The sequence below is a fragment of the Sphingomonas sp. 320_CC genome (genome assembly GCF_059691795.1).
Genome location: NZ_JCAWAE010000008.1, coordinates 1 through 20,654, shown reverse-complemented (window position 1 = coordinate 20,654; position 20,654 = coordinate 1). Strand labels below are relative to the sequence as shown.

The following is a 20,654-nucleotide window of genomic DNA, read 5'->3' as shown; positions in this document are numbered from 1 at the left end:
AAAGGCAGGTAGGCTTGCCTTGATTTTAAGCCGGTGCCAGCCGGCGCCGAGGCCGACTTCTTCAACACAATCGCCCACTAGCGGATATTGCCGCCTGTTGGCACTCTCGCCCGCGTGATAACTGAAACGATCAGTGCCGCATTGACGTGGGCAATCTTGCTGCTGGTCCCGCCCGTCGCGGGCTATTGGCTTGGGAAGGTCAGGTCGCCTTTGACACGCTTGTCTCTTCTGGCACTGCTTATATCGACGCCGGTCATTCTGCTGACGACCGCTATGATCCTACTGCCCTCGGCGCCGCCGAGCGATTTTGACTGGTGGATGGCGGGCATAATCATGATCACGCCGGCCATCATGATCTGGGCGATTCTCGCCGGGACAGGCTACATTTTCAGCCAAAGGAGCTTCCGCTGACCGTTCCATTCCGGCCATTCTGCCTCCGCCAAACCGTCGCCGTTTGAGCACCTTGTCGAATTGCAGAAAACCGAGCATTGATTGCTCAGTATGTATCAATAAAATGGGGACATGAAAGCGCCGTTACTTCGATACGCCATCACAGCATACAGTGAGTGGGAGACACTCGACGTTGAGACCGATTGCCCCGATGATGGATACGCTATCAATAAAGCACGTCGCTATGGATCGCTTCAACACATCAGCACGAACTTTCCATCAGTGATCTTCGCTCATGTCGCGTCTGATGAGCCAGACGCCCCCCGCGACGTAGGAACGTGGGAATATCGTTTGAGGCATACCAAGAAACCAGGTTTTATTTGGCATCCTGGAACATGGCTGCAGCGCCCGATGCCGGAAGATCGACCTGCTATTCGACGTTGGGCGGCGGGATTTGCGGACGGTAGTTAACCGTTGTTCGATTTCGGAGGCCGACTGTCTGCTTTGGTTCCCATACCGTCATTCGGCTTCCCCTGGTGTCGGACAATCACGTTATCGAGGTGCCTCCTGATTGCGGTCGTTCGTACTATCGTGGATGGTGCGACGATGAAGGCTCCAGTTTCTCTTGCGCTGCTCGCGGCACTTCCTACGCTTGTGCATGCTGATCCAATCGCGAGCGGTCCATTCTATCTGCGACATGACGCATCGACGGCCGAAAAGAACGATATCGTCGCAGTGACCGTTGATGCTCAGCAGTTAACTGGCGGCACAGTATATCTTTGTTCAACATCTGATTCTCTGTCGTTTAGGAGACAGTCTCAAAACGCTGTGCGTGCTGAACTAATTGCCAAAGGCATATCAAGCGGCATAATCAGCGTTGGACGGCGCTGCAGAAGCGCTTTGCGTCACCCTCCCGTTTCAGAAGCTGCGGAGAATGCCGTAGTGTTAATAGTAGGGCCAAGCGGTCGCTAACCGTGTTTTTTCGCTGATAGCAGACGGCCCGCTTTCCTTCCCCATCTAGGCCATTCCGCTTCCGCCCAGAATAAGTCATTCGGGATGGCTGTTGCGCTTCATGATTGCGGACGTTCAGCGGGAGGGTTAGCTACCGCTCATGCGAACCGCCCTGAACGCGCCTGATGAAGCTCTGGATGATGCCGAGCGAGTGTTTGTAGCCAAGGTCCGAGAGCACGGCTGGTTCGATACCGCAGTGTTTGGCGACACTGAAGGGCCGGGGTTCTCGTTTACTACGGGGTTGTGGGTGAACACGGGTCAGCCAGAATTGATCATGTTCGGCATGAAGCGTGAGATAGCCCATGACGTGTTCTGGGAGTTGTTCCGAGAGGCTAAGGCGGGGTTACCACTGCCGGTAGGCGAGCCAACCGATAGAGCGTTTGAAAACCTGCTTGCCTATGCCTTTCCGGTGGCAAAGCGGTTCTACCGAGATCACCTCGGCTGGAGCCGATGGTTTTACGGTAGCGACGATTTCCCATGCCTTCAGATTGTTTGGCCGGATCGGAGTGGCGTTTTCCCATGGGAGCAGGAGTTCGACACAGCTTTTGCAACCGACCAGATCGATCTTACAGAAAATGGGTGGGAGTCAGCACTTACGGGGTGAGTCCGCTTTCCTTCCCATTCCGGCCATACCGCTTTCGCTCAATAGCGCACGCGGGGGCGGCGTGTTAGCAGAAGAGGTGTCACGTCGATTCCTTGCCCATCCTCTCGTCATTTGGCTTCTCGTCGTGAGCGCTGCGTTCGTGGTTGAGACTGCCTTTCGGGGTAGGACTGAGGCCATTGCGAACATCCCATTTCGAGCAATAGCAGTAGCCGTCACGATTTTTTGGACGCGTCGTTCAGCGCGGAGCCGCCTGGCCGATCATTGATTGGCACTGAGAAAACCGGTCGTTCGTGATGCAAAAATCAAGGATTTCGCATCAGCCCGAAAACGGCAGGAAATCGAGAGCCCCGGCGATGCAAAACACCGATACGTCTGGGATACCCTTTCAATGGTCGATTTCATCGGATGTGGATCGCAAGCGGACGTTCCGCTTTCCTTCCCCATCACGACATTCGCGAGCGGGTAGCCGGGCTTCACAATCGGTCATTCGAAGATGAACCAACGTCCGAAGTTGGGAAGCGGGGGAAGGGGCGTGAGCGTCTGATTGTGGGTCGATTTACAACAGGACGCTCAGATGCCCGACGCACGGCCGGTCTCACGTAACGGCGGGCATGCACCTAGGCGTCTCCGATCGCCTGAATAATGCGATACGCAGCCACGACGTCGCGCTCGACAACTGCAGAGGTGAAGCGTTCAATTATGGCGCGCAGGCGGTTGGTTGGCGCCGTTGCCGCGTTCAGCAACGGACCATCGATCAGGCGACTGCCCCATTCCACGCCCAGGCGCTGCGCTTCGTCATCGGCGCCGACGACGATCGATGGGAAGGGCAAACCGATTTTCGGCGCCGCGAAATGACGGTGGTGCAAGCTCGTGCCTTCGGGGGCGATCAACAGGGCGCCAGCAACGTTGGCGGTATAGGCTTTCGGCGACAGTCGGGCCCACCACGCAGCGGCCGCGCAGGCACTGCCCTGTGCCAGGAGCATGACGGCCCGGTCGGACGCCGAGACGGCAGCATCGATCCGCGCCGCCAGCGCCGTTCGCTCTGCAGCGGTACGGCTGCGAACAGCGATATGCTGCGACTCGCCGAAACGCGGAAACTCCCGGAACCGCTCAAACATAGAGACGGCCTTGTCGGGGACGAGCGCGATGAGCGTCAGCCGATGGCTATCTAGGACAGCAACAGACACAATCCGGTTTCCTTTTCCGTGAACGAGTAAGCTGCGCTCTCTTGGTCAGCGGCGCAACGCAGCTGTTCAGATACGCGCCAGACCGTTCTATCCCGGGTTTCGGCGGAGATCAGCGCGATTAGATTTCACGCAATATGTCACCACCTCCTGGGAAGCGGTGCTTTCCCCATTCCGACTCATCTGGGTCCCTCAGCCTGAAACGGCCTTTCCGGGTGCATGAAGAACGACAGGCCTGCGCCGACCAAGAGTAGCGCCAGCGAAGCGCAGAACGGGATCGACCAGCTTCCCGTCAGGTCCACCGCCGCGCCGAACACTAGCGGAGAGAGGATACCGGCGATCCCGAAGCCGAAGTTCATCATGCCGCTGGCGGTGCCGGCATATTGGGGCGCGATGTCCATCGGGACGGCCCAGATCGGCGCCACCACAAGCTCGGAGAAGAAGAACGCCAGCGACAGGCATAGGGCGACCGTCGTCAGGTCGTGGGTGAGGACCACGGGCACGAGGAACACGAAGGCGCCGACCATCCCGACGATGATCAGGTTGCGCCGCGCCGCCTGCAGGCTGCCGGTCTTGCGGTAAATATAATCGCTGGCTGCTCCACCGACCCAGTCGCCGATCACACCACCTAACAGCACACCGCCTGAGAACAGCGCCGAGTGCTTCAGGTCGAGTCCGAAATTTTTGAAGAAGAACGAGGGGAGCCACGTCAGGAACACCCACAATGTCCAGCCGTAGCAGAAATCGACGGCGGTTACGGGCGCGATCCGCCGCGCGAGCCGCCACCATGGAAGTGAAGGCGTGGTGGCAGCCTGTTGCGCCGCCGGCGCCAGTTCGGCGCGTTCCTCGTCGGACATGCCGGGGTGTCGTTCAGGGTTCTCGCGCGCGACCACCAGCCACAGGATCACCCAGACCGCGCTCGCAAGGCCGAGCACCACGAATGCCCCTCGCCAGGATACGAGCGCCATCAACCCTACCAGCAGCGGCGGGGTCAGCGCGTTGCCGAGCCGTGCCGCGGCATGCGTGATCCCTTGCGCGAAGCCCCAGCGCGCCGGTGGCAGCCATGTCGCCATGGCGCGCGTCGCGGCGGGAAACGCGAACCCTTCGCCAATGCCGAGCGCGAGGCGTAGTGCGAACAGCGATGCCATCCCGCCGACAAGCCCAGTCAACACCGTCGTCACGCAAACGATCGCACCGCAGATCAGCAGCATGCGTCGCGGCCCGAAGCGGTCGATGACCCGACCGCCGAATAGCTGGATCAGTGCGTATGGATAGGAAAAGGCGGAGATCGCCAGGCCGAACTGGGTGTTGCTCATGCCCAGTTCGGCGGTCATCCGCGGGCCCACCGTCGCCAGGTTCACCCGGTCGATGTAAAGGACCAGATACATCAGGCAGAGCACCGCGAGGATGCGGTTGGGGATGCTCATCCACCGCGGGACGTGACGGGCGACCGCGTCGGACCGGCTCAGGCCATGGCCCGTCATGCAGGTCGACCCGTCCCCTTGATCTGCGTCCTGTGCATCACGCGCCGTGCGGCAGGATCGAACGCATCACGCCGGTGCATCGTGCAGCGATTGTCCCACAGCACCAGGTCACCCTTGCGCCATTGATGGCTCCAGCCAAACCGGTCGCCGTCGACATGATCCCAAAGCTCGTCGAGCAACGCCTCGGACTCAGCCAGATCCAGACCATCGATATAGGCATTACGGCGGCGGCCGAGATACAGCGCGGGGCGCCTGGTCTCGGGATGGGTGTAGACCAACGGGTGCAGACTGCCCGGCGCCTCGCGGGGATCGTCGCTCGGGATGACGCCCTGACGCAGGAAGCCACCGCTATTGTAGGTGCCGTCGTGCTTGACGCGGCGTCCTACAATACGCGCCTTCAGGTCATTGGGCAGAGTGTCGTACACGGCGTACATATCGATGAAGCTCGTATTGCCGCCCGTCGATGGCACCTCCAGGGCATAGAGCGCGCTCGCCTGGGGCGGGACTTCTACATAGGACATGTCGGTGTGCCAGACCGCCTCGCCATTGCCGAGGCTGCCGATCGGGACCCCGTCTTCGACTACGTTCGAGACGACATAGAGTTCGGGCAGCCCCTCGACGAAGCGGCGGCCGGTCTCCTGGATGGGCGCCAGATCGAGGTCGCCGAACCGGCGGCTGAACGCGATCAGATCGGCGTCAGACAACGGTTGGTCGCGGACCAGCAGGACCAGATTGTCGAGCCAAGCCTGGTGCAGGTCGGCGAACTGGCGATCATCGAGCGCCCGAAGATCGATACCCCGAACCTCCGCGCCGACGCCTTTTTCCGTTTTGACCACGTCGAGGCCAAGTCGGCTCGCGAGAAGATCGCCCATAATCCGTACTCCATGTTCGCACGTTCGCAGTCGACGATCGTCGACTGCCGCATGACCGTTTTAACAATCGACCGCTGACGTGGGCCGCAAAGCATTTGTTTGGGCCGGTCAACCGAGACATATTTGTGTGCGGAAGCGGCGCAAATCAGGCGCCGCGTGGATCGCCAAAGGCAGTAGAGGCATTCCCCCCATTGGTCCTGATCCCGGCCAACTTCACGCCAATCACCGGTCGTCCCGGAGAGCGGTCGATACAAAGGAACCATGCATGGTGCGCATCACGCTCGAACTTGCCAGCAAGATTATCACGGCGACGCTGCAAAGGAGGGTGGACCTTGGTTTCAAGCCACTCTGCGTGGCAGTGCTTGACGCTGGCGGACACCTCGTGGCGCTGCAGCGTGAGGACGGGGCCTCGACGCTGCGACCCCAGATTGCGATGGCCAAGGCGGGCGGGGCGCTCGCGTTGGGCATATCAAGCCGCAAGATCGCGGAGATGGCGTCCGAGCGACCGACGTTCATCGCGTCGCTCGGGCCAATCTCTCCGTACGGTGTCGTGCCTGCGGCGGGCGGCGTGCTCATCGTCGACGCAGACGGCCAGTTGATCGCGGCCGTTGGCGTGACCGGCGACACATCCGACAATGACGAGGCGTGTGCGCTCGCAGGTATCGCTGCTGCCGGACTGTCTGTCTTGTAATGACATCGGCAAACTGGTGGTGACGACTACCTACACGTAAGGGATGTCCGTAACTTACGCTTCTGCCGTCAGGAACAACGGCTTTGGCGGGCTAAACCATGGAATTCGTGCCAACGATGATCCGAGCGACTGCTTTATACGAACGGCGACTGAGAATCGGCGAGCTGCAACCCATCGGCATGGACGAAAATCTTTAACTGAACAGAACGGCGAAAAAACGAGAAACCTTGGGTGCCGCGGATGACCGGGAATGCATCCACAAAGAACAATTAGACTACTCGACGGCAGTCTCGATTGAGCGAGTGCAATACGTCAACGGCGGCAGGCCGAGATTGCCTCGCAACGTAGTATGTTCGTAATCCGACCGAAACAGTCCGCGTTGCTGAAGCAGCGGGACGACCTCTTGTGTGAAACGTCGGAACTGACTCGGGTGGCCGGCGTGGACGTTGATCCCGTCGAATGCCCGGCCTTCGAACCAGCGAGCGATCTCGGTGGCCACCGTCTCGGCCGATCCGACGAACGGGCTGGTGTGCTGATCGCGAACGAAGTCGACCGTCTCGCGCAACGAGAATTGGCGTGCGACCGCTGTGGCGGTGATCAATTTCGCCTGCGTGAAGAAGCTGTTCTTCGCATGTTCGAGCACCGCGACCGGGAAGGGGGCGTCGAGATCATACTGGCGAAAATCATGCCAGCCGAATGCACGACCGAATTCGGCCAGCGCCTGTTCGAAGCTCTGGTCGGCGCGGCGATAGGCGCGCTGGATCGCTCGGGCATCCTCGTCGGTATCGCCGACCGTGATCGTAAAGCCGGGCAGGATCACGATCTCGTCGGGGTTGCGACCGAGCTTGGCGGCGCGCGCCTTCAGATCCGCGTAGAAGGCTTGGCCTTGTTCGATCGTTTTCGCGTGCGTGAAGATTGCGTCGGCCACCGTCGCGCCAAGATCGCGGCCCTGCTCGGAATCGCCTGCCTGGAATATCACGGGCTCGCCCTGCGGTGAACGCTGGATGTTGAGCGGGCCGAGGACGGAGAAATGTTCGCCCTTGTGGTTAAGCGCGTGCAGCTTCGTCTTGTCGAGGAACACGCGTGTCTCGCGATCGCGAACTAGCGCACCGTCTTCGTACGACCGCCAAAGTCCCCGCACCACGTCGAGATATTCGAAAGCGCGGCCGTAACGCGTCGCGTAATCATAATGCTCGTCGCGACCGTAATTGCCGGCGGTGCCGGCATCGCCGGTTGTCACCACGTTCCATCCGGCGCGGCCCTTGCTGATCAGGTCGAGCGAGGCGAGGCGGCGGGCGAGATTATACGGGTCGTTGTACGAGGTCGTCAGCGTGCCGACGAGCCCGATATGGCTCGTCGCGACGGCCAGCGCGGAGAGCAGCGTCAGTGGCTCCAGCCGGTTGAGGTAATGCGGAGGGGAGTCGGCGGTGATGAACTGGCTGTCGACGATGAAGACGAGGTCGAACTTCGCCGCCTCCGCCTGGTGGACGATATCGATGTACCAGTCGATGTTTACGCTCGCATCGACGGGGATCTCGGGATCGAGCCACCGGTTGCTGTCGCCGGGGCCACCCACGCCGGTCGTCACCAGCCCGAGCTTCAATTGTCGCTTGGTCATCGAAAGATCCTTGGCGTTGGTTACAGTTGCGCGAGATGCGGGGCGACCTGGACGGGCTTGGCAAGCAACCCGGCGGTGTGGAACAGGTCGGCGATGCCCTGTTCCTCGGCGATCAGCCTGGCATCGATCGGCACGGGCACGTTGACGCTGCGGTTGATGTAGCGCTGCGTCGCCGCGATCGGCACGCCAGTCTGCTGCGTCAGCATCTGCGCATAGGCCTCGCGGTGCATTTCGGCCCAACGACGCGCGCGGGTAAAGCGCGCGACGAGATCGGTCAGTTGCGCACGCTTGTCGCGCAATGCGCTTTCGGTACCGAACACGAAGCCGATCCCCGGCGCCAGGTCGCGGTCCACTGGAAGGATGCGCAGGCCATCGCTCAGCTCGCCGATCGCCGCGTAGGGATCCCAGATCGACCACGCATCGACCGACCCGCTGGTCAGCGCGGCGCGACCGTCGGCCGGCGAAAGGAACTTGATGTCGATCGCGTCGAACGGCTTGCCGAGCCGTTGCAGCCCGGCGAGCAGCAGATGATGGCCGATCGACCCGCGCGGCGTCGCGACGCGCTTGCCGATCAGGCCGGCGAAGTCCCGGATTGGCGATTTGCCCGGAACCAGGATCGTGGTCGACGGACCCCTGGAGCGGAACGCGGCGATCGCCTTCACGCCGGCATTCGACTGTAGGCTGAAGATGAACGGAGCATCGCCGCCCACGCCGGTATCGATGGCCCCGGCCGCCAGTGCCTCGATCAGCGGGGCCGCGTTGGGAAATTGCGCCCATTCGATCGGGTACGGCACGTCCTTGAGTTCGCCCGAGGCGGCAAGCAGCGCCTGGACCCCTCCGCGCTGGTCGCCGATCACCAGCGTCTTGGCCGCCGCCTTGGTGCAGGCGGCCAGCAGTCCGGCGCCGCCGATCGCCAGCGCGGTGCGGCGGGTCAGCAATGTGTGAAGCATGGCGATATCCTTGGTCAGGGAAGAAGGCACGGTCAGAAACGCGTGCGCAGCGTGAGGCCGTAGGTGCGCGGTTCGCCGACGCCGACCTGCGTGATGCCCCAGGTCGCGTTGACCGTGGAGGTGAGCAGATAGTCCTTGTCGAACAGGTTGCGGCCCCAGATCGAGACGTCCCACGGACCGTTCGCGGCGCGTAGTCCGACCTGCGCGCCGACCAGCGCATAGCCCTTGATGCGCGAGAACGGATCGTCGTTCACCGCGGAGTAGAACGTCGAACGATAGGTGGCGTCGGCTGCGGTATAACCGACCAGTGTGTCGCCGAGCGGGGCCTCGTACCGAGCCTGCACCGCACCCGCCCATTTCGACGTGCCGGACAGGCGCTGGCCGGAAATGTCGCACGACGTCTGGTAGGACTGGAGGAACGGGCAGATCGCGTTGGTGTAGCGAACGTATTTGGCGTCGGTGAAGCTGGCTGAACCACTCAGCGTCAGCCCGCGGGTGACGCTCGCGCGAAGGTCGACCTCGACGCCGCGGCTGCGTACCTTGCCGGCATTGCCAAGATAGCTGATCCGGTTCGACACGTCGTACAGATTGGCCTGGTAGTTCTGGTCGATCGTCCAGAACAGCGCGGTGTTGAACTGTACGCGGCGGCCAAAGAACTGCGTCTTCAGGCCGACTTCGTACGCGTTGACCTTTTCCGGTTCGACGAAGATGTTGATACCGGCGTTCTTGCGAACGAGATTGATGCCGGCCGATTTATAGCCACGCGAATAGCTGGCATAGGCGTGGGCGTCGTCGCCGATGTCCTGGTTGGCGCTGAGCAGCCACGATAACGTCCCCTTGGACCGGCTCGCGTCATAGGCACCGCCCGACGGCGCATACGCCGCACGGATCGCCGCCGCAGTCGCCTGATATGCGACCGGCAGGCTCGAAATCGGCGCGACCGTGCCGACCTGCACGGCGTCGTAGCTGCCGGCCTTCTTCTCGTAGGTGTAGCGCAGCCCGCCGGTCACGCTGGTGCTCGACGTGACGTGCCACGTCGCCTGGCCATAGGCGGCATAGCTGTTGGTCGAGGGATCGAGATAGCTGAAGGTATCGAGGCCGTTCAGCAGCGCGTCGGGTGCGGCGGCCCCGAGATACCATTTCGCAGCGTCCTTCTTGAACGATAGCTCCTGCGTCAGATCGGCCTTTTGCCAGAAATAATACAGGCCGGCGGTGTATTCGAGCTTCCCGCCGCTGGGCGAGGTGAGGCGGAGTTCCTGGCTGAACTGTTTCTGGTCGGTGGCGACCGTCGCCTGGCCGAGGACGTCGGCGCCGAACTGGTCGCCGTCCCAGTTCGGAATCCACTTCCAGAAGCGTCCGGCGGTGATGGAGGTCAACGTATGGCCGCCAAGTGTCGCGTCGATCCGCGCGGTGACACCGCCACTCGGCATCTGGATCGCCTGCGACCCGTTGATGTCGGTCTGGCGCTGGTACGGATCGACGGCGATCGGCGCGTAACCGACCTCGGCCGCATGCTGATAGAAGCCCTTGACCGCGGCGCCGTTGGCGAGCGTTGTGGGGAGCACCTGACCCGACAGATAAAAGCCCATGTTGCCGGTCTGGCGCGCATAGTCGCCGGTCAGCCGGAAGGTCAGCGCGTTGCTAGGCTTCCACAACAGGTCGGCCTTGACTGCGACGTTCTCGTAATTGTCCCAGTCCTTGTGCTGTGTCGTGTTGTAGACCAGCCCATCGCGCGCGCTGACGAGGCCGCTGAGGCGGATCGCGAGCGTGTCGGTCAGCCCGCCCGATGCGGACGCCTGGGCGCGCATGTAGTTGTAGTTGCCGTAGGTGATGTCCGACGCGAACTCCGGCGCGAAGGTCGGCAGCTTGGTGCGTACGTCGATCGCACCCGCCACGGTGTTCTTGCCGAACAGCGTGCCTTGGGGGCCGCGCAAGACCTGAACGCCGTCTACGTCGAGCAGGTCGTTGATGACCGTTCCCGTGCGCGGCCGGTAGACGCCATCGATATAGAGGCCGACGCCTTGGTCGAGCCCGTCGTTGGTGCCGCCCGAATTTGTGCCCAGTCCGCGGATCGTGATCGTCTGGTTGCGGCCGCTGAATCCCTGGATACTGACGCTCGGGGTGAACGCTGCGAGGTTCTTGAGGCTGGTCTGCCCGCCGATCGCCTCGATCTGCGCCGACGAGAGCGCGGTGATCGCGATCGGCACCGTCTGCAGCGTCTCGTTCTTGTAGCGCGCGGTGACGACGATGTCGTCCGACGGCGCTGCCGAAGCGGCGTCGGAAGTAGCGTCTACTGCCGCCGTTTTGATCGGTTCACGCGGCTCTTCGGCGGCATGGGCAGGAGCAGACGCAGCAAATGCGAGTAGCAACGCAAGGCTGGAAGACGCTGAGTGGAAGAGGCGAGCGTGCATGGAAATCCCTGTCTGAATGCTGGGAGCGCCGCCGTTGATCGGACGTGCGTCTCCGTTCCCCGCTGCGGCTGCGCGAGATCGTATGTCGGTCTCAGCCGTGGCGGGCGGCGCTAGTCGGCGGGTGCAGCGGGACCGGTCATGCGCATCCTTTCAAGCAGCGGCGGCAAGAGTGAGCGCCTCGCGGTCGAGGGCACGGCGCACCGATGGTCGCGCGAACAGCGCATCGGTGCGATCGGCAAAACTCGGAAAACTGCTGCGGTCGATCCCCAGCCCGTCGGCCCAGCGGCGGACGACCAGCGCATACGCATCAACCGCACCAAACCGGTCGCCGATCAAATAGGCCGATGCGGTAGCGGTCGAGCGCTTTTCCAGTTCGACTAGCGCTGCGGCGAATGCCGCGCGGCCGGGCGCGTCGAGCGCTTGGCGGACCGCGGGATCGTTGGCGTAGCGTTCGGGCCGGCGGACCTGCGCGAGCGCGACATGCACCGTGCTCGCGATCCAGCTCATCAACGCAAACGCCTGTGCTCGTTCGGACGGGACCGCGGGCAGCAATCCCGTGTCGGGATAGCTGTCGGCGATCCAGTTGAGGATAGCGATCACCTCGGGGATCGGCGTGCCGTCGACGACGAGCGTGGGGACCCGGCCCAGCGGATTGATCGCGCGATAGGCGGCGCCGTGTTGCTCGCCGGCGGCAAGGCTGACGGGCACGGCGTGGTAGTGGGCGCGTGCCTCCTCGAGCGCGACGAGCGGCGCGAAGGCCGAGCTGTTCGGCGCAAAATAGAGCGAGATGGTCATGGAATTCTCCTCAGATCACGTGGAAGCCATGCGTGCCGTCACGCGCGAGCTGATCGACCAGGCCATATTCCCAGTCGAGATAGGCCTGCATCGCCGCCGTCGCGTTGTCGGTGCCTTCGTAGGGGCGCTTGTACCGACCCTCCGGCCCACGAGGGGGGAGCGCGGTCGATCCGGTTTCCAGCGGGTCGGCTGCGTCACCGTCGAAGCCGCCGTCGAGCACCATCACGTCCCAGCCCATCTGCGCGATCCACGATGCGGTCATGTCGGCGCGCGGGCCGATGTCGTCCGCCAGCACGATGCGGGCGCCGCGCACCGGTGCGAAAGCGTCGGTTTCCTGTACGAGCTGCCCGCCCGGTGCTTCGACGAACCCCGGTGGGTGACTGGCAGCATGCTCTGCGGACGTACGCACGTCGAACCGGTACAGCGTTCGGGCCGGGTCTTCGGCAAGTGCACGCAGGTCGTCTGGGCCGATATGACGGACGCCGGCGCGATAGGCGACGGATCGGGCGTTGGTGCGCGCTTCCTCGCGCTGTTCGGGGGCGATTTCGACGACGTCCCGGCTCTGGCCGTGCTCGAGCGCCTGCCCGGCGAGAGTCCAGCCGATCGTACCGTTGCGTAGTGCCACGACCCGGTTCGGGACGCCTGCGTTGATCAGTGACTGCGTACCGATGATGCTGCGGGTTCGGCCTGCGCAGTTGACGACGATCAGCGTGTCGGGATCGGGCGCGGCGGCGCGGGCACGCAGCACCAGTTCGGCGCCGGGCACGCTGGTGCCGGTCGGGATGCTCATCGTCGCATATTCGTCGAACCGGCGCGCGTCGAGGATCGCGATGTCGGCCTTCTCGTCGATCAGCGCCTGCACGTCGGCAGCAGGCAGCGAGGGCGTGTGGCGTCGCGCCTCGACTAGTTCGCCGAACGCCTTGCTGTAGGAATTGACGTCCTCGAACAGTTCATACCCTGCCGCCGCCCAGGCCGCGAGGCCGCCGTCGAGCGCGGACACGTCGGTGTAGCCGAGCGCGTGAAGCTGGGTAATCGCCGCGTCGACCAGGCCGTCTTCTCCGTCATAGACGACGATCGGCGTGCCGAGGCGTGGAACCCGGCGCGCGATCTCGACCGCGATGCGGTGCGGCGGAAGCTGTGCCGCGAAGAGCGGGTGGCCACTGGCAAAGGCATGTTCGTCGCGCAGGTCGAACACCGCGATCTCGTTGCGGGCGAGCCAGGCGTGGCGGATATCCTGCGGCGTCATGCGGCAACCTTTGCGGGTTCGACGCCGGGGTTAGCGTAGCCGGACACGAACGGCTTGGCGGTACCGGCCTCGGTATAGGTCGCGCGCTCGACGGTGCCGATATCCGCGCCATAGACGTGGATACTGATCGACACGCGGTCGTCATGGGCGTTGGCGACGCGGTGGATGTCGCCCGTGTCGGGCGACAGCGTGGCGACTGCCCCGGCCTCGAGCTGGGTGGGCGCGCCGACCGGAACCAGCGCGCCGTCGTCGGACCGCGCATAACGCTGGTCGATTTCGGCGCCGCGCAACACGCCGACCAGACCCCAGACGCGGTGATCGTGGATCGGCGTCGCTTGTCCCGGTCCCCATACGAAACTGACCACCGAGAAGCGGTTTTCGGGATCGCGGTGGAGCAGATACTGGCGGTACCGGTCGGGATCGGGCGCGGCGAACGTCAGATCGATCCAGTCGTCGGTGGCGACTAGGGCGGCGAGCGGTGCCGCAACACGGGCGACGATCGTCTCGTCCGGGGTCGCTTCGTCCCGGTCGGTGACGATCGTCTCGATCGCCGCGACCAGCCGGTCGACCGCCTGGGTGTGTGCAGTCGTCATTCCGCCGCCACCGCCAGCGGCTGTTCGCGCTCGGCGACCGCGGCGCGCAGCTTCGGCAGCAGGTTGCGGCCGTAGTCGATCGCATCCTCGAGCGGATCGAAGCCGCGAAACAGGAAGGTCCGGATGCCGAGGTCGTAATAGTCGAGCAGCGCCTCGACCACCTGGTCGCCGGTGTCGACCAGCGACGTCGAATTACCCGGAGCGCCGGTCAGCTCGGCGATCTCGGTCCATAGCCGCTTGTCGCGCACCTTGCCGCCCGCCGCGGTTTCCAGAAGCCGCCGCGCACCTTCGGATTGCGTACCGCCGCGGCGGAAGAGCGACGCGCCGCCATCCTTGATCGCCGTCGCCTCGGCCAGGATGTGCTCGGCACGGCTCCATGCCTCTGCCTCGGTACGGCCGAGGATCGGGCGGAACGACACGCTGAACCTTGGGGCGGGGCGGCCATTCGCGGCGGCGCTGGCGCGCACCCGACCGATGATTTCTGCGGTCTGTTCGAGCGTCTCGCCGAAGAACGCGTAGGTCTCGGCATGACGTCCGGCGACACGAACCGCCGCATTCGACGCGCCACCGAAGAAAATCGGGATATGCGGCTTTTGCAGCGGCTTCACGCCGGAAACGCTGTCGCGGACCTGGTAATAGGGGCCGTCGTGATCGAACGGAATGGTCTCCGTCCAGGTTTTCTTGACGACGTCGAGATAGTCGTCGGTGCGTGCATAGCGTTCGTCCTTGGTCAGGAAATCGCCATCGCGCTGCTGTTCCGCGTCCGACCCGCCCGAGATGATATGCACCGCGAGCCGCCCGCCGCTGAACTGGTCGAGCGTGGCGAGCTGTCGTGCCGCGACCGTCGGCTGGATCACGCCGGGCCGGTGCGCGAGCAGGATCTTGAGCCTGGTCGTGTGCTGCGCGACATAGGCCGCGACCTGGAAGCCGTCGGGTGCGGCGCTGTGATAGCCGATCAGGATGCGATCGAAGCCGGCCTGTTCATGCGCCAGTGCAAAGGCCGCGGTGTAGCTCGGGTCGATCTGCGGGCCGGTCGGCGCATGCGTCTCGGAGGCATAGTTGGTCGAGATCATGCCGAGGATTTCGAGCGCGTCGGGATGGTGGCTCATGGCTAAACTCCTTTAAGGAAAAGCGGATTATTCGGCGGCCTGGGCCCATTCGTCCTGCACGGCCGGTGGCGAAGCAGGCGCGACGCCGAGGCGGGCGAGCAGCCGGTGTCGGAGACCTGGGTCGGGTGCGCGGGGCCGTGCGTCGGCGATCCGTTCCTCCGCGACGATACGGCCACCGTCGAGCACCAGCACGCGGTCGGCCAAAGCGATCGCCTCGTCGATGTCGTGCGTGATCAGCAGGACGGCGGGACGGTGACGCCGCCAAAGGCCGAGTACGAGGTCATGCATCTGGATCCGGGTCAGCGCGTCGAGCGCGGCGAACGGCTCGTCGAGCAACAGGACCTTCGGCTCGCGGACCAGCGCACGGGCAAGCGCCGCACGCTGCGCCTCGCCGCCCGACAACGTCAGCGGCCAGGCATCGGCGCGGTGATCGAGCCCGACTTCCGCCAGCGCTTTCTCCGCGCGCTCGCGTGCATCGCGACCGCCGAGGCCGAGCATCACGTTCCGCCAGACCCGCTGCCACGGCAGCAGCCCGGCATCCTGGAACACTACCGCGCGGGACGTGGGTACGCGGACCTCGCCTTCGCTCGGGCCGTCGAGCCCGGCGAGCGTGCGCAACAGGGTGGTCTTGCCCGATCCGCTGCGGCCCAGCAGCGCGACGAATTCGCCCTCTGCAATCTCCAGGTCGAGCGCGTCGATGACGGTGTTGCTGCCGAACCGGCGGGTGAAGCCGCGCAACGCGACGACCGGCTGCGGGCGTGTGGGGAATGGGATCGGTGCGGTCATGAGCGAGCCTCCAGGATCGTCGGGCGCCAGGCGAGCGAGCGTCGCTCGATCAATCGGACCGCTGCATCGGCGCCAAGACCGAGCGCGGCGTAGACCATCAGGCAGACGACGATGATGTCGGTCCGCATGAAATCGCGCGCGTTGTTGATGAGGTAGCCGAGGCCGGACGCCGCGTTGATCTGTTCGGCGACGACGAGGATCAGCACCGATATCGACAAGGCGTAGCGCAAGCCGACCAGCAGCGAGGGCAGGGCGCCGGGCAATACGACGTGGCGGACGATCTGGCCCCGCGACAGGCCGAATGCGCGTGCCGCCTCGATCAGCCGCGCATCGACGCCGCGGATGCCGTTATAGAGGTTGAGGTAGACCGGGAACGTCGTCGCGACCGCGATCAGCACGATCTTGGGCGTCTCGCCGATCCCGAACCAGACGATGAACAACGGCGTCAGCGCCAGGGTCGGCAAGGTCCGCAGCATCTGGACCGGCGAGTCGATCGCCGCTTCGCCGCGGCGGGAAAGTCCGGCGACGACCGCCAGCAGGCCGCCGACGAGCACGCCGATCGCCAATCCGACGCCCGCACGACCGAGCGACACGAGCACGTTGTGACCGAGCTCGCCCGACGCGATCATCTCGCCCATCGTCGCCAGCACCGCCGAGGGGGCCGCAAGGGTCCGTGCCGGGATCAGGCCCGTCCGCGCGCCGACTTCCCACAGCAACAAAAGGACCAGCGGCGACACCCAGCGTGCACCGCCGATGCGCGTCAGAAGCGGCCGTCGCGCGTCGTCATGGGGCAGGATCGTGGCCATGTCGTCTCCAGCGCCGGCGGCATGCCAGCGGGCTGACGACAAAGGACAGCTTAACTCCTATCCAATCAATATAGATTTGCTCACGTGCCTGATTGGTTGAGCTTATAAGGGCGTCATGGCCCTCAATCTCCCCGTCGATGTCTTGCGCAGTTTCGTGGCGGTGGTCGACGGCGGATCGATGCTGCGTGCATCGGAACGCGTCTTCCTCAGCCAGCCCGCGATCAGCTTGCAGATCAAGCGCTTGGAGGAACTGCTTCAGATCCCGCTGTTCCGGCGGGAAGGGCGGCGGCTCGTGCTGACCACGCAGGGTGATGACGTATTGATCCTCGCGCGCGAGATGCTGGCGCTCAACGATCGCATCGTCGCGACGCTCACCGGCGAGGCACTGGGCGGCCCGGTGCGGATCGGCTTCGTACAGGATTTCGCCGAGACGTTGTTGGAGGGTCTGCTCGCTCAGCTCGTTGCGCTGCATCCGGACGTTCGGCTGGAGGTGCGTGTCGGCGGAACCCCGCAACTGGTCGATCTCCTGGAGAGCGACCGGCTCGACGTGATTCTGGGCATGGGCGTGGCGGGCGACCCCGCGGCGATCCGCGAGGAACCGATGCGCTGGTTCGGCAATGCGGGGCTCCCTGTGCGGGACACGATCCCGCTTGCGGTCCTCGAGCGACCCTGTCGTTTTCGCGACGCGGCGATCGCGGCACTGGAAGCGGCCGGCCGCTCGTACCAGCTGGTGGTTGAGACGCCGAGCCTCTCGGTACTGCGCGCCGCAGTGCGCGGCGGTGTCGGCATTACCTGCCGAACTGACCTGTTCGGCGGCCTTCACGAGATTGCCGGACCAGCGTTGCCGCCCCTGCCATCTGTCTCTTATGTCCTGCACAAGCGCGAAAGACTCGCGCCTGCGTTGATTAACCTCTGTGAGCTGATCTCGAAACGCGTGAACGATATCGACGTGCTCGACCTCTCACCCCATTGATTTGACGATCGACCCTTTACGGATTCTAGCAATCGTGTCCGTTCTTGGGGTCATTCGAACGGCCGCCAGCTAATATGCTACCGTTTCCTATCATGAATGGACGGCCAGACTCGGGGTCGCGATTATTGCCTTCGAACGACCGGTTATGGGCCTCCTGCGGCCGCTTCCTGCCGCAATTCCCTCACGCGAGGCCAAGCTATCAGACGATGCTCGATATGATGGGCAACGAGAAGCCAGTTTGATTCTTGAACGCAATCAGCATGATTGCCGGCATACCCGATCCATCTTGCCATTATCGAGCGGGCCGCCGTCAGGCGACCAGACCGAGAAAGTGAAGGATGATCCCGGCAGCCGAGGTGGCGAGCAGCGTGACGATGACGTTGGCACGCAGAACGAACACTGCCACTGCCGCCCCTACGGCAAGCAACGATGCCCCCGGATCGATGCTGGCAAGTATCGGCGCATCGAAGCGCACAGGCCCAATCGCCACTATCGCTGTCTCGCGAAACAACGTGTGCAGCGCGAACCAGACCGCGAGGTTCAGGACCACGCCGACCACCGCGGCGGTAATCGCTGACAGGGCAGCGGCGACCGCGATGTCTCCGCGCAGACGTTCGATAAAGGGTGCTCCCAGGAAGATCCAAAGGAAGCAGGGTACGAACGTCACCCACGTCGCGAGCAACCCGCCGAGCGTTCCCGCCAGTAGCGGTGAGAGCGTCCCGGGCGCGCGGTAGGCGCCCAGAAAGCCGACGAACTGGAGGACCATGATCAGCGGCCCCGGCGTGGTCTCTGCCATGCCGAGCCCATCGAGCATCTCTTTCGGCCTGAGCCAGCCATAGTTCTCGACAGTCTGCTGCGCGACATAGGCGAGGACCGCATAGGCCCCGCCAAACGTCACCATTGCCATGGTCGAGAAGAAGGTCGCGATGCGGCTCAACACGTCGTCGGGGCCAAGTGTAATGAGCAACGCCGCCACTGGCAGCAGCCATAAGGCAAGCCAGACCAGTGCGGTCCATACTGTCTCTCGCCAAGTCGGCCGAGCATGTGCGGGCAGATCATCGCCCAGCAGCGTATCGGCATCGGCGACGGTTGCGCCCTTCGCCGCGCCATGTCCGCCGCCTTGAAACGCCGTGTGGCCTTGGCGACCCGACCACCATCCGATCAGGCCGGCGCCGAGCACGATGAGGGGAAACGGTGCGCCAAGAAAGAAGATCAGGATGAACGCGATAGCGGCAAGCAACCGGGATGCCGTTGATTTAAACGCGCGTCCGCCGATCCGAACCACCGCTTGTAGCACGACGGCCAGAACCGCCGCTTTCAGGCCGAAGAATAGCGCGGAGACGATGCCGACCCGTCCATAGAGGACGTAGACCCAGCTCAGCGCCATGATCGCGATCGCGCCCGGAATAACGAACAGGACACCGGCGACGATACCGCCCTTCGTCTTGTGCATCAGCCAGCCGATGTACGTGGCAAGCTGCTGCGCTTCCGGTCCTGGCAACAGCATGCAGTAGTTCAGCGCGTGCAGGAACCGCTGCTCGCCGATCCACCGTTTCTCATCGACGAGGATACGGTGCATTACGGCAATCTGTCCGGCCGGGCCTCCGAACGACAGCATGGCAATGCGCAACCAGACCCAGAATGCCTGACGAAGCGTCACCGGTTCGGGGCGGGCTAGCAGCGCGGCTTCCGCCGTCGCCGCGTTCATGGCTGCACCTTGACGCGCGAAGGCTGGTGTGAGGTCCAATTGTGCTTTTCGGTCTGGGCGTCACGGCACCAGCGGTAAAGAGCATCGTAGATCGCCATGCCGGCTTCGAGCTGTTCGTGATCGTCGCTGTGCATGCGGGACAGGCCGAGCGAGATGGCCAGCAGGCCAGCAGCTTCCGGAGCTACGTCGGGGCGATCGGTATCCGCGCCGCGGACGATCGATGCCAGCCTTACCAGTGGTTCATGCGTGCCAAGGCCAAAGGCTTCCACCATCACGTCGAAGGTGCAGCGTTCCCCGCGATGGCTCCAAAACACGCCCTCATCGGCAACGTCGAAGGGCTCGGCGCTCTGCTGTTCGGCGACGGCCAACACTTCCCCCGGTGCTACGAACAGGAAGCGCGCTTCCGGATCCACGAACCGACGGATCAACCATGGGCAAGCGATACGATCGACCTTGGGTCTCGCGCGTGTGACCCACCAGGTTCGACCGTCCGCGTGCCTTTCCGGCAAATGAGCCAGTGATACCGTCGGCAGTCCGGCTGCCGTCCACGCAGCGAACCCGCCTTCCAGCACTTCGGCCGGTTTGCCTTCGCTTCGCAAGATCGCTGCAGCCGACACGGCTTTGCCTCTGCCATCTGCGTCCACGACGACCATGGTACGCCGACTGTCATCGATCCAGCGGCTCGGATCGTCATCAACGCGGAAAAGAGAGCCGGGTATTGCTTCGGGCGGGGTATCGCGAAGGTCGATGATGCGCGGAGATCCAGGCAGCGCAACGAGGCGGCATAGCTTATCTGGAGTAATAGCGTTGTGAGCAGGCATGACGCGTCCTTGGCATGTTGAGCTGGACGCGATTCTTCAGCTGACGCCTCGTGGGGAGATCGCGATCCCCATGCCTGTAATCAGCCATGCCGTGCAGCACTTGTCAATCGCAGGTACGCCGTCTGGTTCAGACACGCGGCTAACGATCGTCATCTGTCCTTCCGTAAGCAGACGGTTCCATCTCCTCTGCATCACGACGTTTCATGCTGGAAAATCGGACGTTGATAGCGGTCCGCGCGAAGATGAATGAGTGTCTGAAGTTGGAAAGTGGGGAAGGGTGCTCGAATGTCCGGGTATGGGTCGAAATGGCTAATTCACGTTGTGGCCGACCGGTAGCGTTCTCGCCAGCTATCAGCGGCGTTTCCGATGAAATCAGGCCGACAGGTTCGCGATCCAGTATTTTTGAAAATACTCGGTTGACGTCCCGAGGATGCTCTCATAGATACGTCGAACCGCAGCGGACGGCCTCACCGGCTACCGCGGCGGTCGCAAAAAACCAGATGCTCCAAGCTTTCTCGGAAGAGAGGGTTATGCGAGTGTCGGTATTTTTGTCGGCTCTTTGACATTGTAGGTTAAGATGAAGGGACATGTGGGCGGCGGCT

18 protein-coding genes are annotated in these 20,654 nt (G+C 63.5%); 4 read left to right on the top strand and 14 right to left on the bottom strand.

The window, feature by feature from the left end:
* The first annotated feature begins 219 nt into the window (after positions 1-219).
* Together AC59GX_RS20225 and AC59GX_RS20220 are read left to right on the top strand one after the other, a co-directional pair.
* Positions 220-411, top strand: a complete 192-nt coding sequence (locus AC59GX_RS20225; protein WP_497302454.1) for a hypothetical protein — start codon at positions 220-222, stop codon at positions 409-411.
* 1,090 nt (positions 412-1,501) lie between these two features.
* Positions 1,502-2,005 carry a DUF4262 domain-containing protein gene (locus tag AC59GX_RS20220; RefSeq protein WP_497302453.1) on the top strand — a complete coding sequence of 168 codons (504 nt, stop codon included), beginning with the start codon at positions 1,502-1,504 and terminating at the stop codon, positions 2,003-2,005.
* Positions 2,006-2,622: 617 nt separating this feature from the next.
* Here the strand turns inward: AC59GX_RS20220 and AC59GX_RS20215 are convergent.
* The 3 genes from AC59GX_RS20215 to AC59GX_RS20205 all read right to left on the bottom strand — a co-directional run bounded on the left by AC59GX_RS20215 (position 2,623) and on the right by AC59GX_RS20205 (position 5,545).
* Positions 2,623-3,192, bottom strand: a complete 570-nt coding sequence (locus tag AC59GX_RS20215) for an alpha/beta hydrolase (RefSeq protein WP_497302452.1) — start codon at positions 3,190-3,192, stop codon at positions 2,623-2,625.
* Between the two features lie 176 nt (positions 3,193-3,368).
* Complete coding sequence (locus tag AC59GX_RS20210) at positions 3,369-4,673, bottom strand: MFS transporter (protein WP_497302451.1); 1,305 nt, start codon at positions 4,671-4,673, stop codon at positions 3,369-3,371.
* Positions 4,670-5,545 carry a TauD/TfdA dioxygenase family protein gene (locus tag AC59GX_RS20205; protein WP_497302450.1) on the bottom strand — a complete coding sequence of 292 codons (876 nt, stop codon included), beginning with the start codon at positions 5,543-5,545 and terminating at the stop codon, positions 4,670-4,672. The genes AC59GX_RS20210 and AC59GX_RS20205 overlap by 4 nt, the downstream gene beginning before the upstream one ends.
* Before the next feature lie 265 nt (positions 5,546-5,810).
* On the opposite strand from AC59GX_RS20205, the gene AC59GX_RS20200 reads away from it, so the two are divergent.
* Positions 5,811-6,236: a GlcG/HbpS family heme-binding protein gene (locus AC59GX_RS20200; RefSeq protein ID WP_497302449.1), complete on the top strand. Its 426-nt coding sequence runs from the start codon at positions 5,811-5,813 to the stop codon at positions 6,234-6,236.
* A gap of 274 nt (positions 6,237-6,510) precedes the next feature.
* Here AC59GX_RS20200 and AC59GX_RS20195 read toward each other — a convergent pair whose 3' ends face one another.
* The 9 genes from AC59GX_RS20195 to AC59GX_RS20155 all read right to left on the bottom strand — a co-directional run bounded on the left by AC59GX_RS20195 (position 6,511) and on the right by AC59GX_RS20155 (position 16,550).
* Positions 6,511-7,854, bottom strand: coding sequence for an LLM class flavin-dependent oxidoreductase (locus tag AC59GX_RS20195; RefSeq protein ID WP_497302448.1), 1,344 nt, complete (start codon positions 7,852-7,854; stop codon positions 6,511-6,513).
* A gap of 20 nt (positions 7,855-7,874) precedes the next feature.
* Positions 7,875-8,804: an ABC transporter substrate-binding protein gene (locus tag AC59GX_RS20190; RefSeq protein WP_497302447.1), complete on the bottom strand. Its 930-nt coding sequence runs from the start codon at positions 8,802-8,804 to the stop codon at positions 7,875-7,877.
* A gap of 32 nt (positions 8,805-8,836) precedes the next feature.
* On the bottom strand, positions 8,837-11,215 hold the full coding sequence (locus AC59GX_RS20185; protein WP_497302446.1) for a TonB-dependent receptor: 2,379 nt from the start codon (positions 11,213-11,215) through the stop codon (positions 8,837-8,839).
* 150 nt (positions 11,216-11,365) lie between these two features.
* Positions 11,366-12,010 (bottom strand): glutathione S-transferase family protein, encoded by a 645-nt coding sequence (locus AC59GX_RS20180; RefSeq protein ID WP_497302445.1) that lies wholly within the window; start codon positions 12,008-12,010, stop codon positions 11,366-11,368.
* A gap of 10 nt (positions 12,011-12,020) precedes the next feature.
* On the bottom strand, positions 12,021-13,256 hold the full coding sequence (locus AC59GX_RS20175; protein ID WP_497302444.1) for a rhodanese-like domain-containing protein: 1,236 nt from the start codon (positions 13,254-13,256) through the stop codon (positions 12,021-12,023).
* The gene (locus tag AC59GX_RS20170) at positions 13,253-13,849 is read right to left on the bottom strand and encodes a cysteine dioxygenase family protein (protein WP_497302443.1); all 597 of its coding nucleotides are present in this window, start codon (positions 13,847-13,849) and stop codon (positions 13,253-13,255) included. The genes AC59GX_RS20175 and AC59GX_RS20170 overlap by 4 nt, the downstream gene beginning before the upstream one ends.
* A complete protein-coding gene (locus AC59GX_RS20165; protein ID WP_497302442.1) occupies positions 13,846-14,958 on the bottom strand; it encodes an LLM class flavin-dependent oxidoreductase in 1,113 nt (370 codons plus the stop codon). The genes AC59GX_RS20170 and AC59GX_RS20165 overlap by 4 nt, the downstream gene beginning before the upstream one ends.
* 27 nt (positions 14,959-14,985) lie before the next feature.
* Complete coding sequence (locus AC59GX_RS20160; RefSeq protein ID WP_497302441.1) at positions 14,986-15,744, bottom strand: ABC transporter ATP-binding protein; 759 nt, start codon at positions 15,742-15,744, stop codon at positions 14,986-14,988.
* Positions 15,741-16,550 (bottom strand): ABC transporter permease, encoded by an 810-nt coding sequence (locus AC59GX_RS20155; protein WP_277984201.1) that lies wholly within the window; start codon positions 16,548-16,550, stop codon positions 15,741-15,743. The genes AC59GX_RS20160 and AC59GX_RS20155 overlap by 4 nt, the downstream gene beginning before the upstream one ends.
* A gap of 115 nt (positions 16,551-16,665) precedes the next feature.
* Between AC59GX_RS20155 and AC59GX_RS20150 the strand changes: the two genes are divergently transcribed.
* Positions 16,666-17,523, top strand: coding sequence for a LysR substrate-binding domain-containing protein (locus tag AC59GX_RS20150; protein WP_497302440.1), 858 nt, complete (start codon positions 16,666-16,668; stop codon positions 17,521-17,523).
* Positions 17,524-17,833: 310 nt separating this feature from the next.
* On the opposite strand, the gene chrA is transcribed toward AC59GX_RS20150, so the two are convergent.
* The gene (gene chrA, locus AC59GX_RS20145; RefSeq protein WP_497302439.1) at positions 17,834-19,231 is read right to left on the bottom strand and encodes a chromate efflux transporter; all 1,398 of its coding nucleotides are present in this window, start codon (positions 19,229-19,231) and stop codon (positions 17,834-17,836) included.
* Positions 19,228-20,052 carry a chromate resistance protein ChrB domain-containing protein gene (locus AC59GX_RS20140; RefSeq protein ID WP_497302438.1) on the bottom strand — a complete coding sequence of 275 codons (825 nt, stop codon included), beginning with the start codon at positions 20,050-20,052 and terminating at the stop codon, positions 19,228-19,230. The genes chrA and AC59GX_RS20140 overlap by 4 nt, the downstream gene beginning before the upstream one ends.
* Positions 20,053-20,654: the final 602 nt, after the last annotated feature.